Source organism: Intestinibacter sp., from assembly GCF_022780145.1.
Classification (GTDB): domain Bacteria; phylum Bacillota; class Clostridia; order Peptostreptococcales; family Peptostreptococcaceae; genus Intestinibacter.
In genome coordinates this window covers 1-20,159 of sequence record NZ_JALEXO010000021.1, presented here as the reverse complement: position 1 = coordinate 20,159, position 20,159 = coordinate 1, and the positions used below count along the sequence as shown (strand labels likewise).

Sequence of the window (20,159 nt, the reverse complement as noted above, 5' to 3'; positions counted from 1 at the left end):
GTTATCTCTATAATTCTATTTGCTAGAGTTTGTATCATCTCGTGGTCGTGTGAGCTGAATAAAAGTACTCCAGGGAATTTTTCTAGACCCTTGTTAACTGATGTTATAGATTCAAGATCTAGGTGGTTTGTAGGGTCGTCTAACACTAATACGTTTGCATTAGAAAGCATTAAGCGCGAGAACATACATCTTACCTTTTCTCCTCCTGATAAAACACTAGCTTCCTTTAATGCTTCTTCTCCACTAAATAACATTCTTCCCAAGAACCCTCTTATAAAGCTTTCACTCTTTTCTTCAGAGTATTGTCTAAGCCAATCTACTAATGAATACTCGACACCTTCGAAAAACTTATTGTGATTTTTTGGAAGATAGCTTTGAGAAGTTGTAACTCCCCATTTAAAAGTACCGCTATAATCTGTATCTTCGCCCATTATTATATCAAATAATGCAGTTATAGCTAATTCATCTCCCATGAAAGCTACTTTATCATCTCTGTCTAATCTAAATGATACGTTGTCTAAAATTTTCACGCCGTCTACTGTCTTAGTTAATCCTTCGACTTCTAGTACTTCGTTTCCTATTTCACGCTCTGGAGTAAATCCAACGTAAGGATATCTTCTTCTAGAAGGCTGAATTTCTGTTACTTCCAATTTTTCAAGCTGTTTCTTTCTTGAAGTGGCTTGCTTTGCCTTAGATGCATTTGAGCTAAATCTAGCTATGAATTCCTTTAATTGAGCAATTTTTTCTTCTGCCTTTTTGTTTTGATCCTTCATAAGCTGTAGGGCTAATTGGCTTGATTCATACCAGAAATCGTAGTTTCCTACATATATTTGTATTTTACCAAAATCAACATCTACTATATGAGTACATATTTGGTTTAGGAAGTGTCTATCGTGTGATACTACTATTACTATAGAATCCTCTAAATCCATTATAAAGTTGTTTAGCCATTCTATTGATTTGAAATCCAAGTGGTTTGTAGGTTCGTCTAGAAGCAGTATTTCAGGCTTACCAAATAACGCCTTAGCAAGCAATACCTTTACCTTTTCTCCACCTTCTAATTCCTTCATTTGTTTGTAATGTAGATTTTTATCTATTCCAAGACCCATAAGTATTTTTTCGGCATTAGTCTCTGCATCCCATCCGTCTAATTCTGCAAATTCACCTTCAAGCTCAGCAGCTCTTATACCGTCTTCTTCTGTGAAGTCCTCTTTCATATATAATGCGTCTTTTTCCTTCATTATTTCAAATAATCTCTCGTGACCCATTATAACTACATCTAGTACTGTTTCTTCGTCGTATTTGAAGTGGTCTTGTCTTAAAACCGACATTCTCTCTTTTTCAGTTATGCTTACGCTACCAGTATTTGGTTCTATATCTCCAGCTAATATCTTTAGAAAAGTAGTCTTTCCCGCACCATTAGCTCCTATTATTCCGTAGCAATTTCCCTTAGTAAACTTTAAATTTACATCCTTGTATAGTTCTTTGTCGGCAAATCTAAGTCCTACATTAGTTACTTGTAACATTCAGTCAATATTCCTTTCTATCTTATATTTTTTAGCACAGTAAGCATAATATTATAATAAAATTATTTATAAGTCAATACAAAAAAAATGGAGCGTATAAAAACACTCCGTAAAATCTATTAATTTCTCAAATATGCAATTTTCATAGTATCTCTGCCTTCTTGCTTTTCATTATATGAAAATATCATATCCATATTAGTATCTACTAAATCTAGAAGGTGGTTTCTTATTTCGTTTAAATATATCAAAGTATTATCTCCAGCTGTTTGGCTAGTTTCTGCTAATAGAAGTCCCTTTTTAAGTGTTAAGTCCCCTTCGCTTTTATAAAAATCCTCTTCTAGAGCCTTAGCTACTTCTCTAGGATGCATATCTAGCTCAAATTCCTCAACAGAGTAAGATACGGCTCCATCTCCTTGGAATAATTCCTTAAGATCGCTTATATCTACGTACATCAATGTTTCTTCGTCCATAGCCTCACTTATAAGGTTTATCATATCTATAGTTTTATCTAAATTGTACTTGTTTAACTTAAGCTCTTTATCAAGTCCTAAGTCCTCTTTATTTTTCTTTAAGCCTATATCAAGACCTATAGATAAAACCTTTCTCTCAGTAGCCATAAAAGCTATTGCCTTTGTGATATTGCATATATCTTTGTCAGAGCTATCGTATAAAATATATAAAACCTCTATACCATCTAGTAAGCATCTTACAAATTCCTTATCTACGTCTTTAGTTATCTTTATATTTTCGAAATTAGCGTTTTTTTGCAAATCGCCTTTTATATTTTCTAAATAGTCTATTGCATCATTTCCTACTGCAATTACTTTTGTCTTTTTTTCTTTCATTTTTTATAGTTAAGCCTCCTTAAAATTTAAAAACCCCGGGTATTTAGATAGCACCAATTTAAATAGAGGAACTCCTACAACAGTAACTACTCCAAATTCTCCTATTCCAACCTCTAGCATACAAAGTAAAAACGGCAATTTGAAGAAAATATTTAACATAAGTCCCACTATAACTGCATTTGCTAGCACTGGCCATAAAGACGCCACCCATATAGCGTATTTGTTTTTTATAAGCTTAGGTGTTACATTAACTAAATACGCACTTACAAGTGTCGCAAATGTCCCAAATGCAATATCTGCTAGCCCATAAGGTCCCAATAAATTAGCTATTAGACATCCTATAGTCAATCCGACAATGTAATCTGAATTTACAAATGCAAGTAAAATCAATACCTCTGATAATCTAAATTGAATCGGTCCATAGCTTAGCGGACTTAATCCTATAGTCAATGCAGCGTATATAGCCGCCACAATCGCTGTTTTCACTATTCTATCTGTGTTCATCAACTCATCTCCTTATTTTAAAAATTTTCAATTTATATCCATTTTATATTGTATTTAATTTAAATCTTACGTATATGAATTATATTACAAAACAGATAATAACTCAATATTTAAATCTTTAGTTATTAATTACCAATTTAATAATTTTTATTCAAAGCCTTCAAGTCATATAATATATTTTTTTATCATAAACTTATATATATATTTTGATAAGAAGGTGTTTTTTTTGATAAACTTGATGCGTTATAAAAGAAATGTAAAATCAGATATCTTAAGCAGTACACTGCTTTTATTTTTTACTTTCGTCGCACTTATCGTAGCAAATAGCTCTTATGATTGGCTCTACAACAAGATAATTTTCGGAAATAAATTTTTTAGATTTCCTCTAAACGAATTTATAAATGATTTTTTGATGTTTTTTTTCTTTTTAAATGTAGGGCTTGAAATTAAGGAAAATATTTTATACGGAAATTTGTCTTCATTAAAAAAGGCATCTTTTCCAGTTGTAGGCTCAATCGGCGGCGTCGTAGTTCCTGCTCTGATTTTTTTAGCTATAAATTTTAATACTGACTATATGGAAGGATTTTGCATACCTATTTCTACAGATATAGCGTTTGCAATCGGCGTATTTTACATATTTAAAAATTATATAAATCCTCAAGCTAAATTATTTTTGCTCACACTCGCTGTCGTCGACGACTTAATTTCAATACTAGTTATAGCTGTATTTTTCACTGAAAATATCAATAAAATTTACATATTAATGTCTCTAGTAGTTTTATTGATACTTGTAGTTGCAAACAAATTTTTTCATGTAGAAAATATTTTCTACTATATATTAGGCGGCATAGTCTTGTGGTATTTTGTGAAGCTTAGCAATATCCATCCTACTATAAGCGGTATATTACTCGCAATATCTATACCATCAAAATCATATACAAAAGGAAAAAGCGTCCTAGAAAAGCTTCAAGATAAATTAGTCCCGTTTACTAACTACATAGTAATACCTCTATTTGCATTTGTAAATAGCGGAGTATCTCTAAATATAAACGCCGATTTTTACAGCATGCAGAGATTGTACTTCGGAATTTTATTCGGTTTGGCAATCGGCAAGCCACTAGGTATAACCTCATTTACATATATTTTCACAAAGCTAAAGCTCGTAAAACCACCTGAAAAATTAGACTTTTACTCTGTATTTTTAGTGTCTTTAATAGCTGGTATAGGATTTACGATGTCTATATTTATGTGTGATTTGACTTTTTCATACGACTTTGAACTAATAAACACTTGTAAGCTCGCAATACTCAGCTCTTGTGTATTATCTATTATTTTAACTTCATTTTTTATATTTATACATAGATTTTCTATAAGCAATAAATACAGTAAAAATAAAATAAAACTCCTTAATGGTAAATTTAACTAAATTTTTATATAAATATATAGAATTTTTTGTATATATTGTGTAAAATATATCTGTTACATAAAAATAAGGAGGGATAATCATGCCACTAAAAATACCAAAAGAATTACCAGCGTATTCAGTATTATCAGAAGAAAACATATTTGTTATGGATGTAGAAAGATCTATGCAACAGGACATAAGACCATTACAAATAGCTATATTAAATTTAATGCCTCTTAAAATTCAAACTGAAAACCAATTACTTAGATATTTATCTAATTCACCTATACAAGTAGAAATAACTTTAATTCAAGTAAAAAGCCATGAATGTAAAAATACTTCAAGCGCCCATTTAGATAAATTCTATACTTATTTCGATGATATAAAAGACAAAAAATTCGACGGATTAATAATAACAGGTGCTCCTGTTGAACTTTTAGAATTTGAAGAGGTTGAATATTGGGATGAATTAGTTGAAATAATGGAATGGAGTAAGAGAAACGTATTTTCAACTATACATATTTGCTGGGCTGCCCAAGCTTCTCTATACCACTACTACGGTATACAAAAATATGAACTAGAAAACAAATTATCAGGTGTATTTAAACATACTGTAAATAATCCTGCTTCAGCTTTAACTAGAGGATTAAACGACGTATTCTACGCTCCTCACTCTAGACATACAGCTATTAAAAAAGAGGATATTTTAAATGTTGCTGAGCTTGAAATTCTTTCTGAATCAGAAAAAGCAGGTCCATTTATAATGTCTACTAAAGACGGCAGAAGAATTTTTGTAACAGGTCACTTAGAATACGATACTGATACTTTAAAATGTGAATACATAAGAGACTACAATAAAGGTATGGATCCACTTATACCTGAAAACTACTATCCTAATGGCGACACTGATATAGATCCTGTTAACACTTGGAGAGCTAATGCTACTTTATTCTACACAAACTGGCTTAACCAAGTTTACCAAGATACACCATATGATATTAGTAAAATTACTGAAAAAATGTCTCTATCTACAAATTCATACGAACCAGCTGAAGACTAAGAGGAAAAGGGATGTGAAAGCATCCTTTTTTTGATTTAATAAAAATACACAATATATTATTTTCTATAGATTATCACGTATTTTTTAATACTTCCATATATTGACTATAAATTTATTTAAATATAAAATTTAATATTAGAAGAAAACTATAGAAAGAGTGATGTATTAAATGAAAAACAACAAAAGAAATTGTTGGATATGGCGTATTTCATTTTATTTAATGGGACTTGTAATACTTTCGATTGGTCTTACATTAAATACTAAATCTGGATTAGGAGTATCTCCAATCATATCTGTGCCTTTTTCCATATCTAATATTTTAAATTTAAACTTTGCAGCTGTGACATTTATAGTATATACAGGATTTGTATTACTTCAATTTATAATCAAGGGAAAAAATAGAGATATAAAAGATATTTTTCAAATACCATTTAGCTTATTATTCGGCATTCTTTTAAATTTTTTTGGTAAAATTTTAGATTTCAAGCCTATCACAATATGGCAAAGTTCGCTTTTATTATTTGGTGCGATAATTGGAACTGCTGTCGGCGTTTCTCTTTTAATAAATATGAAGCTAATTTCAAATCCAGCAGATGCACTTGCCAAGGCTATAGGTGATTTATTTAAAAAAGATCTCGGCTTTGGAAAAAATGTACTCGATATTACTTGTGTATTTATAACTTGTACTATAGGACTTATGCTTTCACGTAAAATAATTGGCATAGGAATCGGTACATTAATATGTATGATAGCTGTTGGAAGAGTTATAGCAGTTTTCAATAGTATATTCAAGGAAGGTATGCTTAGATTGGCTGGACTTCAAGCTATAAATTTGGATAATGATGTAAAAGATATAATTTAGACCAATTATCATATATGATAGAAAGAGTGATGTATATGGAAAACAATAAAAACAACTGCTGGCTATGGCGTATTTTATTTTATTCAATGGGACTTGTAATACTCTCAATCGGAATTACATTAAATACTAAATCTGGATTAGGAGTATCTCCAATTATATCTATACCATTTTCCATAGCAAATATTTTAAATCTAAATTTTGCAACTATGACATTTATAGTATACACTGTGTTTGTATTAATTCAATTTATAATAAAAGGTAAAAATAGAGATTTAAAGGACATTTTACAAATACCATTTAGCTTATTATTCAGTGTCCTTATAAACTACTTCAGTGGAATCTTAGACTTCAATTATACCACAATATGGCAAAATTTAATTTTGCTATTTGCAGCTATAGTAGTAACTGCAATCGGTGCGGCTATGATGGTAAACATGAAGCTTATTCCAAATCCAGCCGATGGACTTGCTCAGGCTATAGGCGATATATTCAAAAAAGGACTAGGCTTCGGCAAAAATGCACTCGATATTACCTGCGTAGTCACAACTTGTATTATAGGTCTTGTGCTTTCCGGAAAAATAGTCGCTATAGGCATAGGAACTGTAATTGCTATGATAGGTGTTGGAAGAGCTATTGCAATTTTTAATAAGATTTTTAAAGAAAATATGGATAGATTAGCTGGACTTGAAACTGTAGATTGCGAAACTCAGATAGAAAATACAATTTAAAGATAAAAAACTCCTTTAGGCGAATTTTAAAATTCACTTAAAGGAATTTTTTTATTACAATCTAAAATTTTATGAATTTAGGTTCTTTGCCAAATTCAGTTATTGTAGCTGTGGCATCTTTTAAGTATAAAACCTCTGTGTTGTCATCTTCAGCAGAGTATAGAGCTTGAAGATTTGGGTAATTATCTAACATATGTTTTTTGGCTTCTACTCTATCATCTCTGACTACTGTAGCTGATATACGAAGCCATTTAGTTTCTCCGTCTAAAGCACATATTTCAATCTTAGGGTTTACTTGCATCTCTTTTGATACGTGTTTTGATTTTCCTGTTTGTATATATAGTTTCCCCTCGAATATGTCTACAGTTCCAAAAGGACGAACTCTAGGTTGATCTTTATCTATAGTTGCTAGGTAGTATGTACCACATGATTTTAAAAAGTCGTATATTTCTTGCATTTGAGCACCTCCTAAATATTTCCTATAGCTTTATTATAGGACTGTTTTAGATTGTGTTCAATGCCATTTTTATTCAATAAAATTTATAAAATTATTATTCGCATCCATCATAATTTTTAATTCATCACTTGGTGAGTTTTTAGAAATAAAGCTAAAGAAATCACTATAAATCATTTTCATCATTTCCATATCTCCACATTTCTCACTAGCCCTCAACGCTTGTTCTACAAAATCGTAAATTCTATCTTTATTTTGATAATACTTATCAATCGCATGAATATACTTTTCCTTATTAGCTTGAATTTGTGTAGTTATTATTTTAAGTTGAGCTCTTATTCTCTGTCTTTCTGTAATTTGCTCTTGTCTACATTTAGCATAATCCCCCATAATTTTTCCAATTTCTGTGAAGGTTTTAACTGCTGTTTCTACAATCAAAGCCTCTTCCCCAGTAAGAGAAGACACCACTTGGCTAGAATTTACTTTTTCTAATTTATTGTCCATTTTTTTATCCTCTTTTTCTCAATACTTAAAATTTACGACTAAATACTTATTTTTGGATATTTTTCTTTATAAACGACATTTAAAAAATTTAAAATAATATTTGCTAACTCGTCATCACCTTGACTTATAGCTACATCTAAAGATTTAATCGCCATTTTTGATAATCTATCTTTTTCTTTGAAAAACTTACTCGACATTAATTCAAAAGCCTCTCTTCTTGATTTTACAAGTTCTGTAAGAGCAATCGTATCACTTATTCTTTGATGTACCTGAGTTTCCTCAATTTCCTGTTCTTTTAAAAAACTAACAAACTCTCTCTCAGAACGTGTGATCAATTTAGCTAATATGTCTTTTACATCTTCACACATTTTAGTACACTATTACTCCTATTGATTTTAAAATTCTGTCTAGCTCTCCAGTATTTAGAGTAGGCTTTTCAATTAGAGAATTTATTTCTTTCATTTTTTCAAATAAGCTGTTGTAGTCATCTGTTACGGTAAAGTCGTCGTTTAAAAATCTAGTTCCCATCATCTTATCTATACCCTTCGCTATTTTATATATAGCCTTTAGATGTTCGCTTTCTTCTTTTTTAAATGAAGATTTCTTCATGTTTTGATCTAGTTTGTTTGAAATACCTTCAATTCTTTCCATAAGCTCACTTAAAACTCTTTCCTCATCAGAGATATAGCTTCTGATGTTAGAAAGATTGCTCTTTATAGTTTTCAACTGTTCTCTTTTTAATTGAATTTGACTTTTGTACATCTTAGCTTGATTGTAATTTGATTTTGCTTGGTAGTATTCCTCTGTTGCATCCCTAAAAATATCATCTAGATTAGGAAAACAATTATTAAAAGACAATCTATCAAATCTCGCAAACGTATTATTTATATTAGATATTGACATATCCAAATTTTTATTTGAACCTATATCAGAAAAATCTATATCTATAGTTTTGCTGTCTATATCGAATTTTTTAAAATCATCTAATACGGGCTTTACATCTAATTGTAATTTTCGTATGATTTCTTTTTTAAAATCATTGTGTTTATCAAGTCTACGTTGTGTTTCAAAAGCGTAGTCTTGTGTATTGTAATAAGTAGTTTCGTATCTCTCTGTATAATCATCTATGATTTCTCTAGCTCTAGCGTTGTACTCTCTAGCTTCTTTTCTTTTTTCCCAGTTATCTGATAAATCAGAAAAACTTTTTCTACTGCTACCTCCACCTGAAAATATATCGAATAATCCCATACTAATACCTCCTATTTTTTTAGTAGCCCATGCATTTAGATTGCATAGCCTCTTCTTTTTTTGTTACATCTTCTTTTTGATGGTTCATAGTAAAAACAATCATAACATTCTCTTGCCATCTTCTTTTCCTCCTTTGTTTTTGTTTAATATTATATTAATATATGGATTTTTGAATCTGTAATTTGTGTTTTTATTTTAGATAAGTATATATTTTTTTAAGTTTATTATCACGTCAAAAGACGTGCCGATGTCGTGTGATTAGATTATTTTTTATTTGGATATTTTTATTATTATTTCCTACTAGGTAATTATGGTTTTATATAAAAAATAAAGTAGTACAATATATACTACTCTATTAGTATCTCCATAAAATATTTACTTTTTTTTCATTTCATCGAGTGCTTGTTTTATTAAAACCTTAAACTCTTTTTTACTAAAAGGTAAATCTATATTATTTTTTTTCGCATATATATAGTATTCATCTATAAGCCAAAATAATGATCCTTCTGTTTCTATCCAAGCTGCTGAAGCGTATTCTAAATAAACTCTCGCCTCTTCTTCGCTTCCAAAAGAGTACATCTCAGGTACAAATGGCTCAGCCTCTATCATTCCAAGTAGATATTCAGGTACATATTTGTTAGCTTCAAAACCTCTTCTTAAAAAAGACTTCGCATTGAATTCATTTTTATTTTTATAATAATACAAAGCCTTATTGTAAAGCATAAATGCACAGTCGTCACCGTCATATGATTTTACTAAATTTTCAATTTGATCTTTTTTATCTAATAAAATTAACAATGGAAATATTCTATATCTTATTCCTTGATTGTCATTTTTATTTAATTTTAAAATCTCATTGTATAATTCCACTGCAGATTCGTAATCACCCTTCAAGCAGTACAAATCTGCCAATTCTGCCTTTATCAAAAGATACGGTCTAGCATTTAATTCAAGCCATAGCTCTCCTTCTAGCTGCTTAAATAAATGATCTGGTATTTTTTTCTTGGCATGCATAAGCGCTAACTTCATATTTTCCATAGCTTCGTCTATATCGTAGCAGTCAAATGCCTTGTCCATATAGACCTCGTACTCTTCTTTTTTAGTTGCTATTGTATGATTTAGCATATCTGCCATCTTTTTTAAAACCTTATCTACTTGATAGCCATCTTCATCATCAAAATCAAAGCAAAAATCATAATCATCCTCTTCATATGTGATATCTGCTACGAATTTCGCATTTTTAGGCAGTACATCTCTTATCTTAGAAGCTCTAGACTTCATAGTAGCGACGCTGACCTCTGCAATTTTTGCCATATCTGTCTTTGAGATATATTCCTTTGACTCTATCCAATTAGTTTGGTTAAAAAGTCCGCTGTCCTCTCCTACTATATACAAAAGCCCAGCTACCCAGCCTTCTATTTTTCCCTTGTCCATAGAAAACTCTTTGATATTTTTTAATTTGTCTATTAATTTTTTCGTCGTCTTATAGTAATCTTCGTTGAAACACTCATCGCAATGAGTTTTTACTATATCGGTAATTTGTTTTAATTTATCTTTATCTGTAGCCATTATTGTCCATCCTTTAATTTCTAGTTTAATAGTATTGTATAGTTTTATTATAGACAATTTTTTTTGATTATTCAATTTTTGGCATACAATATTTTCTAGCATTCTCAAATCTAAGCATATCAAATTATTAACTTAAATCATTAGTTTCTTTCTTAGGTTTAGTAAATTTAAATCTAAATTCTCCATTGCTTTTAATTGCTTCTCTTATTTCATCATATAAACTATAATCTCCTACACCCATTAATTTTACCCAGCATTTTGCTCTAGTCATAGCAGTAAATAATTTATTTCTATATTTGACTGAATCTTCATTTACAGCAATCTCTTCTAATCCCACAACATATACCATTGGTGCTTCATTTCCTTTTGCTCTTGGAACTTGAGATAAAGTAACTGCACCATCATACCAAAATTGATCAGGCTTTTCATCTCTCCAATCACAATCGTATTCATTACTTTTTGATTTTGAAGGAATATAAAAATCTATATTTAAATTATTTAAATAATTTCCTATTTCTTGCTCAAATATTTTGCCATTCCTATTTTCTTTTAAATTTATAATTAGTATATCTCTAGAAGGATTTAAACCTTCTTTTTCTATATCTTTTTTTATATCGTTAGCTAAAGCTTTTATCATATGAAATTCACTATTATATAATTCTAATTTAACAGTATCTCCTTTAAAATACTTTTGTATTGGATTTGGTGAATTTTCAATAGATCTCTTTATTACAATTTCATTACCTATCTTTCTAAAATCACCTTGTTTTATCTCATATCCTATATTTTCCCAATCTTCTTTAGTTGTATATCCACTTACAAGTCCTTCTTCTCTAAAAATACCCATTCCAACCGCATGTGCAGTTGTCAAAATTTGGTATGGCGTTCTATAACATTTTTTCATAACTTCAGATTTATTAACTCCACCTTTATATTTTCCTTTAACCAAATTACTATCTCCAAAAATTTCTTTACTAGATGGAATTTTTTTATCATTTAAACTTTGTAATTCATCATAAGCCCAAATTAATCTTCTAATCTTACCTTCTTCTCCTTCAACAACTTTCAATGATTGATAAGCCATATAATAAAAAGACTGCTTACCTTCATACTTATATTCATCATCTCCAATTAAATCTTGTCCTTCATCGATTAAAATAACATCGTATATTCTCTCTAAATTACCCTTACATTCTTCTAATAATTTTTTAGAAATATAATTTATACTATTATTATAATCTAAATAACCTACTTCTGATTTTACATCCCTCGCACTTCTAAAAATACAATTATTCCTATTTGCAATTTCTCTATAAAATCCATTTCGATTTTTTCTTCCCCATGCATGTAGAACCTCTAAATTTCCACCTTCATCATATGAAACTTCTCCATTACTAAAAGCTTTCAAATATCTGTCTATCATATTTATAATATTATCATATAAACTTTGAGTAAAAAATACTACAGCTATTTTCCATTCAGGATATCTCAAATGCATAATCGCCGCTTTTTGACATAAAAGAACACTTTTTCCAGAACCAGCAATGCCCCTTATTCTTTGTGGTCCCGGTACTATTGATTTAGCTATAACTTCCTGTTGTATATCTAATTCATGCAATTTATTTGTAACTAAACCATAAATTTTACCCTTTGTTTCATTACTAAATTCATCTTCTATTTTATCTGCATATATATTTTCATTAGCTAATATTGAAGTTGCTATCTTAAAAGTATTATCATTAAATAGTGCTCCTGTAATAAAAGGTTGTTGAGATAATATTTTTTTAATCAATGCTGATCTTGCTAAATCATCTTTAAATATCAAATATGCCTCATCTATAATTTTTTCAAAATTTCTTTCATTCCATTCATTTTTGCTTATTCTAGGCAATGCAACAAAATATTTTGCATTATATTTATCTCTTAAATTTCTATCAATATCAAATTTTGATTTAATTGCATATAAATAATCTTCTGCCTGTCCTATTGGATTATATATTCCTTTATACTCACCTTTTATTTGCCAACTATTTGGATATAAATTTTCTATATCGTCAATTTCATAACCTTTTACCTCTATTATTATTAAACCAATTTCTTTATCTAATATTAAAATATCTGGTTCTTTTCTTCTTTGTCCTGTATTAAAAAATAATGGATATCTAGAATATCCAAGAACTTCTCTTCTACTAAATGCTTCTTTTATCTTTATCCATACAATTTCTTCATATTTTCCGCCATTTCTTTTAAAATTATCTCCCTGTATAAAATTAGCCATTTATCTCCACCTCTTTATACGACAATTATTTCCATTTTACATAATATGATAAATTTCTATTTTATAATGCAAATATCCTCCTTACTTATTATTTTTTTATTTTTTTTAATATAAAATTTATAATTTAAAATAAGAATCAAAATAATTTTTAATTGATGAAATTTATTTAGTTTACTTATTAACAATATTTTTATAGTTTTGATAAATTTGACTTTAAACTATATAAAAAAATAGAGCAGTACAATAATACTACTCTTAATCTCAAAAAAATATATACTGTTTTGCTTCAATAATATACCAAAATTTCTTATCCAACCTTCTAAAAAATGTAATTTATACTTTTTTTAGCTAAAGCTCTCTCTAACCACCTCAAATATCTCTTTTTCAAGCTCATCTACCTGATCAACATCTATCGGCAAAAATACAATATTGTCGTAGGTCTCATTAGACATCTTAACGGCATTTTTTTGTTCTGGATAAACTGCGATGACCTTAGCAATTGGAAACATCCTCTTGACCTTAGATGTATTTGCATCATAGTACTCGAGGTCTCTATAGTTTTCGAGCTGCATATCGACATGAGTATCGTCATTATCGCTGTGAATATATTTGAGTTTTCTATATTTGACCTCTACGACTACAGCATTTATAAATTTTTCATCTTTAAAAAGTTCTATCAATATATCAGGTCTTTTACTTCTATTATTTTGTTTGACAGATATCTGTGATTTTGGGTCTTTATTTTTAGCTAAATCCTTGCTTCTATTTAAAATCTTATCGTAAGTGATTTTAACCTTATAATTTTCCTTAACTAAAACCACATAATCCTCAGGCTTTAAATCTCCCCAAAACACAAAATCTAGATTTCTATCCTTAATCCATCCTTCTCTCCACTCAAAGCCGTCATTTTCGAACATCTCCTTAATGACTAAGAAATTGTATATCTCAAATAATTTCGATGTTTTCTTATGTGGAAATAAAGTCTTTTTGTCGTCTTTGCTTAAGTCCTTTAGGTGCTTATAAATTTCGTATATCTCATTATAATACTTATTTTTTATAATATTAGATGTAGGGATGCAATTTAAGCTTTCATCTAAATCATTAAGCCATGAATTTCTCAAGTAAAAGACCATATTGCTTTTTATCTTCTCCATGCTAGCGATATATTCATTTATATTAGCTATGTCTTTTTCATATTCTCTATAAGAAGCATTTACATCTTCGAGCTTCTTAGATAGTCGATTTTTTTCTATTTTAAGCTGACTTAATATATCTAACACTACACTGTATATCTCGATGGATATTTTCTTCAAAATTCTATTTTCCAATATATATTTTGACTCAATACTCCTTTTTTCTCTAAATACACTTGGATTATAAATGTTATCGTTATATCTATATCCCTTTTGATTCATCCATCTCTGACTTTTATTAGTAGGTCTTTGAGATTTATGTGTACATTTGTAGACTTTTTCGATGCTTGTTATTGGATTTTTCACTATTAAATCTAAACTCGTAATTAGTAGATTTTTCTTGTCGTTTAAATATAAAAGTTTATCCATTATCTTAGTATCGACTTCAAAATTTCCAGCCTTTCTCTTTCCAAAAATATCATATGAGAGTCCTTTTACACTTTTTTCTATATATTCTCTCATATTTACGAGACTATCCCATGTTGTTGTAGATGCTTTTATAAAATAAAACCCATAATAAATCTGTTTGCCATTTGTTATTTTTATCTCGTATCTTCCTGGAACTAGCATATCATCGTCATCTCCACCAGGTGAGATCAGTATCTTTTCATTTTGCATAAGTTTTTTAGTAAAATTGTTTTTATTATGTAGGTCTATTCGTTCACTTTCGTCAAAATAACATTCTATATTAACTTCACAAGAATTCGCCGATTTTACAAGCTCAAGTTCTGCTTTTTCATATTCATAAAACTCAAATACTTCACTACCTAAAAATCCATCTCTACATTTATCTAAATCAATAAAAATGTCCTCTTCATTTGAAATAGCTTCCTCTTTATTTTCATTTAGATAATATTTTATAAGCTTTAAATGTACGATTTGAGAATTAATTAGCATATCCATAAACAGTTAACTCCCTCGCTTTTCTTCTAATTTCATTTTTTGTAAATTCAAAATCGCCTATTTTTTTGGCCATTTCACCGTCTAATACATCGTATAATGCGCTGTTTTCGACATTTCCTGAAGCTAGGTCGATTGTTCCAATTAAATTTCCAAGCTGTCTTTCTGTTCCCTTTATTTTAGTCAATACCCTCTGTTTTATTTGTAAATCTAAGGCTGTACCTCTGTTTAAAGCATCTCTTCCACCCTCGTCAATAGGTATGTTTTGAAGATAGCTCGCTATTTTATTCGCTATTCTAAATGATATCCCCTTTTGTGAGTCATTTATTGAAATCAATCTATGTATTTCATCAAGCAAATCGATCTCATCATCTGATAGCCTATCTATAGTGACATCTTTTTTTATCCAGCTTTGAAACTCTTCAAATGTAAAGCTCGTATCTTTATCTAAATCGTTATCTTCTAATTTTTCATCTTCACTATCTTTTAAAAATTCTATTTTTTCGTCCTTGAAATCCTTAAAAGTTCCTTTTTTCAAAGTAACTAAATTAGCTCTATCTAGTAATCTATCAGAAAAATCCTTTGTAGTTTCATCGAGGTTGACAGTTCCTATAAATCTCACATTATCTCCAATATTTAATATAGGCTTGTATTTTGAATTATTGTTGCAGACAGCATTTTTACTGTATAGTCTTAAATTTCTATCTTTTTGATCTAGCTCTAAAAGAGATATAAACGGCGCGAACCAATGCTCAACTTGAGATAAATTCATCTCGTCAAATACTACAAAATGAAGCTTATCAGGGTTTGCTTGTGCGTGAATTAAAAAATCTACAAGTCCTGTTTCTGATGATATGTACACTCCAGTAGTCGTATTTAAATACCCCAATATATCTTCTGGCTCAGTATAAGATGGAGTTATTGGTAAAAATAAAAGCGTTCCCTCCTCTTCGCTTAGTCCAAGTGCTTGAGCATATGCTAAGCTTATCTGAGTCTTACCTGTACCACTCATCCCAGCTACTATTGTCATGTAATTTGTCTTTATACTTATATGTAAATTTATTATATCCTTCATATCGTAGTATAGACTTTTTTTCATTGTATAGTTCTTAATTTCTCTTAAAAACTCAATTTCTCTTGTATTGTCTACTACTTCTAAATATCCTAGCACAGATTTTTTGTCTTCTGAGCATAATTCATCGTAAAAATAATTTTCCTTTATAAATACTATATTTTCTAGCTGTGCAATTACATTTGTATCATAGTCTTCGTCTGAAATATCAAATGGAAGCTTTCTTATTTGGTTTATATCGCCTACAAAACGCCAAGCATCATCTGTTGCCTCTACTCTTTCGAAGTTATCTTCATCGAAATCAACATATATATAATCCTCACATATTATCCCCTCTGGAACATCCATATCATGAGGATATCCTTTTAGATATATACTTCTTCCTTCGATTAGTTTTGACTCAAATGTATCTATATTTCCTTGCACCTCGGGAATAGTTTTATACCATGAGCCGTCGTCATCTATATCTAAAACTGACTGTAGTAAAATATTTTTGTATATTGTTCCATCAGAATTATTTTTTTGAATATTTATTTTAAAAATTAAGAGTCTACCTCGTAATTCATTTAGTATTATATCTTCCTTGTCGTCAATACTATTGTAATTATACGGAATTTCATGCACTCCAGGATAAAATGGATATTCAGCCATACTATTATGATGAACATCTATGCCTATGTATAAATTTCTGAGCTCTTGATCTAGTTCACGGTTTAGCTCATCTCTAGCGTATTTTGGTTCGTCACTAATTGCTTGTACAAAAAACACCACACTATCTGAGTTTTTCATCTGAGCTACTGCCGCCTGTCTAATTACTATATTCGGATATTCATCTCTATCAGTTGCAAGTACGCCCAAAACATATACCTCGTTATTCATATCTATTATTCTACCTAAATCATTTGTATTCATAACTATCTTCCCCCTAAATTTGCTTTAAAATTTTATTAGCTTTTCAATAAGCTCTTTTTCAGTATTAAAAAATATCCTTTTTATACTTATACCTTCCTCTCTTCCGAGCTTTATTATATTTCTAAGAGTAAGAGAATTTAGCTTATTACTTTGAATTCCCACCTTTAATATGCCCTTAGATTTTAGCTCTTCAAGGTAGCCTTTAATATTGTCCTTTATTTCCTTGTAATTTTTAAATTCAATATCATAATAAATCTTATCTATAAACGATAGATTTGCAGTATAAATTATGGATATTTGTTTATCTACGTCCTGAGATACAACAGCTTCATCGAAAAAAACTGCATTTTCTAAAGACTTATTTAATCCTTCAATTTCTAGATTCAAGCTTTTTATCTCGTTATTTTTTTGTTGTAGTTCTTCATTAGCTCTATTAAAAGCTCGATTTAAATCTTCTTTTTGACTTGATAGATCATTTAATTCTTTTTCCTGTCTTTTTAATTCCCTTTTGTAGCTTTTGTTTTCATCTAAAGCTCTTTTATTTTCCTCTTTTAAATAATTATTTTGATTTTCTAATTTTGATATTTTATCCTTTAGTTCTTCTAATTCATGTCGAATTTTTATCAGCTGTTCTAAGTCTTGGTTTAGCTTTTCATCATCTCCTAATTTAAATTTATCTATACCACAAAATAAATATCTCTTTTGATTGTGATTTTCTAAAATTAAGTCTCCATTATGAGCTATATCGCCCGAAAAATTTATAATAGCGACACATAATTTTTTTAAATTTACTAAATCTCCTGTTTCTGGTATTTTAAGGTATTCTAGAGGATCTTTTTGATCTGCTAAAGTATCTTTTGATATTAGCTTTGCTAATATTATGAAGGCATCTCCCGATATTTTCCTATATTTTTTCATAAGAGACATTTTTTCGTCATTTTTTATTATCGATTTTAATTTACTATAATCTATAGATTGAATATTTTTTCTCGATTCAACTAGATAGTTTTTGTAAATCATATCTAAACATTCCTGCGAATTTACTATTTCTAAAAATACGTCTACTATTTTTTGCATAATTTACTCCTTATTATTATCCCTCTTTGTTTTATATATATAAATTATAATATATAATTGTACACATTAAACACTATGTTTTACAAATAAATAAAAAACTGTATTTAATACTTAAAAAGTACTATCTACAGTTTTTATTTTACGTATTTAATTATCCTAAAATAGCTTTATCACTGGCAAATTCTTCACCGCTAGCTTCTTCAAATTTATGAAGCAAATCTTCTACTGTAAGCTTCTTTTTCTCTTCACCCTTGATATCTAAGATAATATTTCCATCCATCATCATTATAAGGCGATTTCCATGGGCGATTGCATCCTTCATATTATGTGTAATCATTAAAGTTGTTAATTTATCGCGTTCTACAATTTGCTCTGTTGCTTCTAAAACCTTTGCAGCAGTTTTTGGGTCAAGCGCTGCAGTGTGTTCATCTAGAAGAAGAAGCTTTGGTTTTTTAAGTGTTGCCATCAATAATGTAAGTGCTTGACGTTGTCCTCCAGAAAGCAAGCCTACTTTAGAAGTCATACGGTCTTCTAATCCTAATCCAAGTGTTTTTAGTAATTCTTTATAATTAGCTCTCTCTGATGATTTAATTCTTGTTCTTAAAGTTCTTCTTTTCCCTCTTCTGTTAGCTAGAGCTAGATTATCTTCAATATCCATAGTCGCCGCTGTACCGTTCATTGGATCTTGGAATACACGACCTAAGTATTTAGCTCTTTTGTGCTCAGGAAGATTTGTTACATCTTCTCCATCGATTAAAATAGTTCCTTCATCAATAGGCCATACACCTGCTATGGCATTAAGCATAGTAGATTTTCCAGCCCCATTTCCACCTATAACAGTTACAAAATCACCATCTTCCAAAACCAAATTTACACCTTTTAATGCGTGCTTTTCATTTACTGTTCCAGGATTAAATATTTTATGTACATTTTTAATTTCTAACATTACATATTACCTCCTCTTTTAACTGGTTTTGAAAAATATCTACTCTTCATAGTCGGTATAGCAAGGAAAATTGCAACGACAACCGCAGATAATAATTTCAATAAGTCTGTATCTATACCCATCCATATTACTACTTGTAATACTATGTAGTATATAATAGCACCGAAGGCAACTGATAATAATTTAAATCCAAAATTTGTAGATATTTTACCAAATATTGCTTCGCCAATTATAACTGCTGCTAAACCAATTACGATAGCTCCACGTCCCATATTTATATCGGCAAATCCTTGGTATTGTGAAAGCAAAGCCCCAGATAGTGCTACTAAAGCATTTGATATCATAAGACCTATTACACTACTTAAAGAAGTATTTATCCCCTGTGCACGAGCCATACGATCATTGCATCCAGTTGCACGAATAGCTGCCCCTATTTCTGTTCCGAAGAACCAATATAATACGCCTATTAAAATTACAATTATAAGTGCTACGATAAATAGAGTATTTTGTAAAAGCGGAACTCCCTTAATATAGCGTAGAGATACAAGTAAATCAAATTGATCTACGTTGATAGCTTGATTTGCTTTTCCCATTATTTTTAAGTTAATTGAAAATAGTCCTAATTGTGTTAAAATCCCCGCTAAAATAGCTGGTATACCCATAAACTTTTTGTGGCTCACTTTTTTTCTTTTGATACATAGCCTCTGGTCTTCTAGCATTTGGTATATTTGAATTTTTGTACTCAATAAACAATATTTCATCGTCTATCTCTGTTATAAAATCAACATCTTTTAATTTAAACTTACTCGCCAAATTATTAATCTGCCATACATATTCACAGTTTGAAAAATCAAATTTATATTGATTATTTTCATCTATTGTTTCATTGTTAATCCTCCAGACTTTCTTCTATAACGTCATCTAAAAGTCTAGAATCTGCTTCTATTATTGCGTTATTTTCAAGCTCTCCAAAATATTTATCACTTTGAACTTTTACTCCATTTTCAGTTTTGTATAAATTATGGAACATAACATTGTCATTTTTCTTTACTTCAAAATATTTAGCTAAATTATAG

19 protein-coding genes are annotated in these 20,159 nt (G+C 29.6%); 4 read left to right on the top strand and 15 right to left on the bottom strand.

What is annotated here, in order from left to right; all coding sequences use genetic code 11:
* From MR593_RS00875 to MR593_RS00865, 3 genes are all read right to left on the bottom strand, one after another.
* On the bottom strand, positions 1 to 1,526 hold a 1,526-nt coding region (locus tag MR593_RS00875), incomplete at its 3' end, for an ABC-F family ATP-binding cassette domain-containing protein (RefSeq protein ID WP_290685927.1).
* Between the two features lie 119 nt (positions 1,527 to 1,645).
* Positions 1,646 to 2,371, bottom strand: coding sequence for a hypothetical protein (locus MR593_RS00870; protein ID WP_290685924.1), 726 nt, complete (start codon positions 2,369 to 2,371; stop codon positions 1,646 to 1,648).
* Between the two features lie 9 nt (positions 2,372 to 2,380).
* Positions 2,381 to 2,875 (bottom strand): QueT transporter family protein, encoded by a 495-nt coding sequence (locus MR593_RS00865; RefSeq protein WP_290685921.1) that lies wholly within the window; start codon positions 2,873 to 2,875, stop codon positions 2,381 to 2,383.
* Positions 2,876 to 3,113: 238 nt separating this feature from the next.
* On the opposite strand from MR593_RS00865, the gene nhaA reads away from it, so the two are divergent.
* The 4 genes from nhaA (at position 3,114) to MR593_RS00845 (ending at position 6,930) form a co-directional block, all read left to right on the top strand.
* Positions 3,114 to 4,301, top strand: a complete 1,188-nt coding sequence (gene nhaA / locus MR593_RS00860) for a Na+/H+ antiporter NhaA (protein ID WP_290685918.1) — start codon at positions 3,114 to 3,116, stop codon at positions 4,299 to 4,301.
* Positions 4,302 to 4,380: 79 nt separating this feature from the next.
* Entirely contained in the window at positions 4,381 to 5,340 is a 960-nt protein-coding gene (gene metA, locus MR593_RS00855) for a homoserine O-acetyltransferase MetA (protein WP_290685915.1), read from the top strand.
* 220 nt (positions 5,341 to 5,560) lie between these two features.
* A complete protein-coding gene (locus MR593_RS00850) occupies positions 5,561 to 6,202 on the top strand; it encodes a DUF6198 family protein (protein ID WP_290685912.1) in 642 nt (213 codons plus the stop codon).
* 35 nt (positions 6,203 to 6,237) lie between these two features.
* Positions 6,238 to 6,930: a YczE/YyaS/YitT family protein gene (locus MR593_RS00845; protein WP_290685909.1), complete on the top strand. Its 693-nt coding sequence runs from the start codon at positions 6,238 to 6,240 to the stop codon at positions 6,928 to 6,930.
* 61 nt (positions 6,931 to 6,991) lie between these two features.
* On the opposite strand, the gene MR593_RS00840 is transcribed toward MR593_RS00845, so the two are convergent.
* From MR593_RS00840 to MR593_RS00785, 12 genes are all read right to left on the bottom strand, one after another.
* Positions 6,992 to 7,387 carry a pyridoxamine 5'-phosphate oxidase family protein gene (locus tag MR593_RS00840; RefSeq protein WP_290685907.1) on the bottom strand — a complete coding sequence of 132 codons (396 nt, stop codon included), beginning with the start codon at positions 7,385 to 7,387 and terminating at the stop codon, positions 6,992 to 6,994.
* Positions 7,388 to 7,456: 69 nt separating this feature from the next.
* Positions 7,457 to 7,888 (bottom strand): hypothetical protein, encoded by a 432-nt coding sequence (locus tag MR593_RS00835; protein WP_290685905.1) that lies wholly within the window; start codon positions 7,886 to 7,888, stop codon positions 7,457 to 7,459.
* 38 nt (positions 7,889 to 7,926) lie between these two features.
* On the bottom strand, positions 7,927 to 8,256 hold the full coding sequence (locus tag MR593_RS00830) for a hypothetical protein (protein WP_290685903.1): 330 nt from the start codon (positions 8,254 to 8,256) through the stop codon (positions 7,927 to 7,929).
* Between the two features lies 1 nt (position 8,257).
* A complete protein-coding gene (locus MR593_RS00825) occupies positions 8,258 to 9,136 on the bottom strand; it encodes a hypothetical protein (protein ID WP_290685900.1) in 879 nt (292 codons plus the stop codon).
* 375 nt (positions 9,137 to 9,511) lie between these two features.
* Complete coding sequence (locus MR593_RS00820; protein WP_290685897.1) at positions 9,512 to 10,705, bottom strand: DUF6398 domain-containing protein; 1,194 nt, start codon at positions 10,703 to 10,705, stop codon at positions 9,512 to 9,514.
* A 127-nt stretch (positions 10,706 to 10,832) separates the two neighbouring features.
* Positions 10,833 to 12,983 carry a DEAD/DEAH box helicase gene (locus MR593_RS00815; protein WP_290685895.1) on the bottom strand — a complete coding sequence of 717 codons (2,151 nt, stop codon included), beginning with the start codon at positions 12,981 to 12,983 and terminating at the stop codon, positions 10,833 to 10,835.
* 344 nt (positions 12,984 to 13,327) lie between these two features.
* On the bottom strand, positions 13,328 to 15,079 hold the full coding sequence (locus MR593_RS00810) for a hypothetical protein (RefSeq protein ID WP_290685892.1): 1,752 nt from the start codon (positions 15,077 to 15,079) through the stop codon (positions 13,328 to 13,330).
* Positions 15,063 to 17,060, bottom strand: coding sequence for an McrB family protein (locus MR593_RS00805; RefSeq protein ID WP_290685889.1), 1,998 nt, complete (start codon positions 17,058 to 17,060; stop codon positions 15,063 to 15,065). The genes MR593_RS00810 and MR593_RS00805 overlap by 17 nt, the downstream gene beginning before the upstream one ends.
* Before the next feature lie 24 nt (positions 17,061 to 17,084).
* Entirely contained in the window at positions 17,085 to 18,137 is a 1,053-nt protein-coding gene (locus tag MR593_RS00800) for a coiled-coil domain-containing protein (protein WP_290685886.1), read from the bottom strand.
* A gap of 151 nt (positions 18,138 to 18,288) precedes the next feature.
* Positions 18,289 to 19,083: an ABC transporter ATP-binding protein gene (locus MR593_RS00795; protein ID WP_290685883.1), complete on the bottom strand. Its 795-nt coding sequence runs from the start codon at positions 19,081 to 19,083 to the stop codon at positions 18,289 to 18,291.
* On the bottom strand, positions 19,083 to 19,844 hold the full coding sequence (locus tag MR593_RS00790; protein WP_331474699.1) for an ABC transporter permease: 762 nt from the start codon (positions 19,842 to 19,844) through the stop codon (positions 19,083 to 19,085). Before MR593_RS00790 ends, MR593_RS00795 begins: the two co-directional genes overlap by 1 nt.
* 128 nt (positions 19,845 to 19,972) lie before the next feature.
* A partial coding sequence (locus MR593_RS00785; protein WP_331474698.1) for a hypothetical protein occupies positions 19,973 to 20,159 on the bottom strand: 187 nt, incomplete at its 5' end.

Bases quoted from the DNA above. Each gene is read 5' to 3' on its own strand.
- MR593_RS00870 (WP_290685924.1), bottom strand. From the start codon at position 2,371: ATGAAAGAAAAAAAGACAAAAGTAATTGCAGTAGGAAATGATGCAATA.
- MR593_RS00865 (WP_290685921.1), bottom strand. From the start codon at position 2,875: ATGAACACAGATAGAATAGTGAAAACAGCGATTGTGGCGGCTATATAC.
- nhaA (WP_290685918.1), top strand. From the start codon at position 3,114: ATGCGTTATAAAAGAAATGTAAAATCAGATATCTTAAGCAGTACACTG.
- metA (WP_290685915.1), top strand. From the start codon at position 4,381: ATGCCACTAAAAATACCAAAAGAATTACCAGCGTATTCAGTATTATCA.
- MR593_RS00850 (WP_290685912.1), top strand. From the start codon at position 5,561: ATGGGACTTGTAATACTTTCGATTGGTCTTACATTAAATACTAAATCT.
- MR593_RS00845 (WP_290685909.1), top strand. From the start codon at position 6,238: ATGGAAAACAATAAAAACAACTGCTGGCTATGGCGTATTTTATTTTAT.
- MR593_RS00840 (WP_290685907.1), bottom strand. From the start codon at position 7,387: ATGCAAGAAATATACGACTTTTTAAAATCATGTGGTACATACTACCTA.
- MR593_RS00835 (WP_290685905.1), bottom strand. From the start codon at position 7,888: ATGGACAATAAATTAGAAAAAGTAAATTCTAGCCAAGTGGTGTCTTCT.
- MR593_RS00830 (WP_290685903.1), bottom strand. From the start codon at position 8,256: ATGTGTGAAGATGTAAAAGACATATTAGCTAAATTGATCACACGTTCT.
- MR593_RS00825 (WP_290685900.1), bottom strand. From the start codon at position 9,136: ATGGGATTATTCGATATATTTTCAGGTGGAGGTAGCAGTAGAAAAAGT.
- MR593_RS00820 (WP_290685897.1), bottom strand. From the start codon at position 10,705: ATGGCTACAGATAAAGATAAATTAAAACAAATTACCGATATAGTAAAA.
- MR593_RS00815 (WP_290685895.1), bottom strand. From the start codon at position 12,983: ATGGCTAATTTTATACAGGGAGATAATTTTAAAAGAAATGGCGGAAAA.
- MR593_RS00810 (WP_290685892.1), bottom strand. From the start codon at position 15,079: ATGGATATGCTAATTAATTCTCAAATCGTACATTTAAAGCTTATAAAA.
- MR593_RS00805 (WP_290685889.1), bottom strand. From the start codon at position 17,060: ATGAATACAAATGATTTAGGTAGAATAATAGATATGAATAACGAGGTA.
- MR593_RS00800 (WP_290685886.1), bottom strand. From the start codon at position 18,137: ATGCAAAAAATAGTAGACGTATTTTTAGAAATAGTAAATTCGCAGGAA.
- MR593_RS00795 (WP_290685883.1), bottom strand. From the start codon at position 19,083: ATGTTAGAAATTAAAAATGTACATAAAATATTTAATCCTGGAACAGTA.
- MR593_RS00790 (WP_331474699.1), bottom strand. From the start codon at position 19,844: ATGAAATATTGTTTATTGAGTACAAAAATTCAAATATACCAAATGCTA.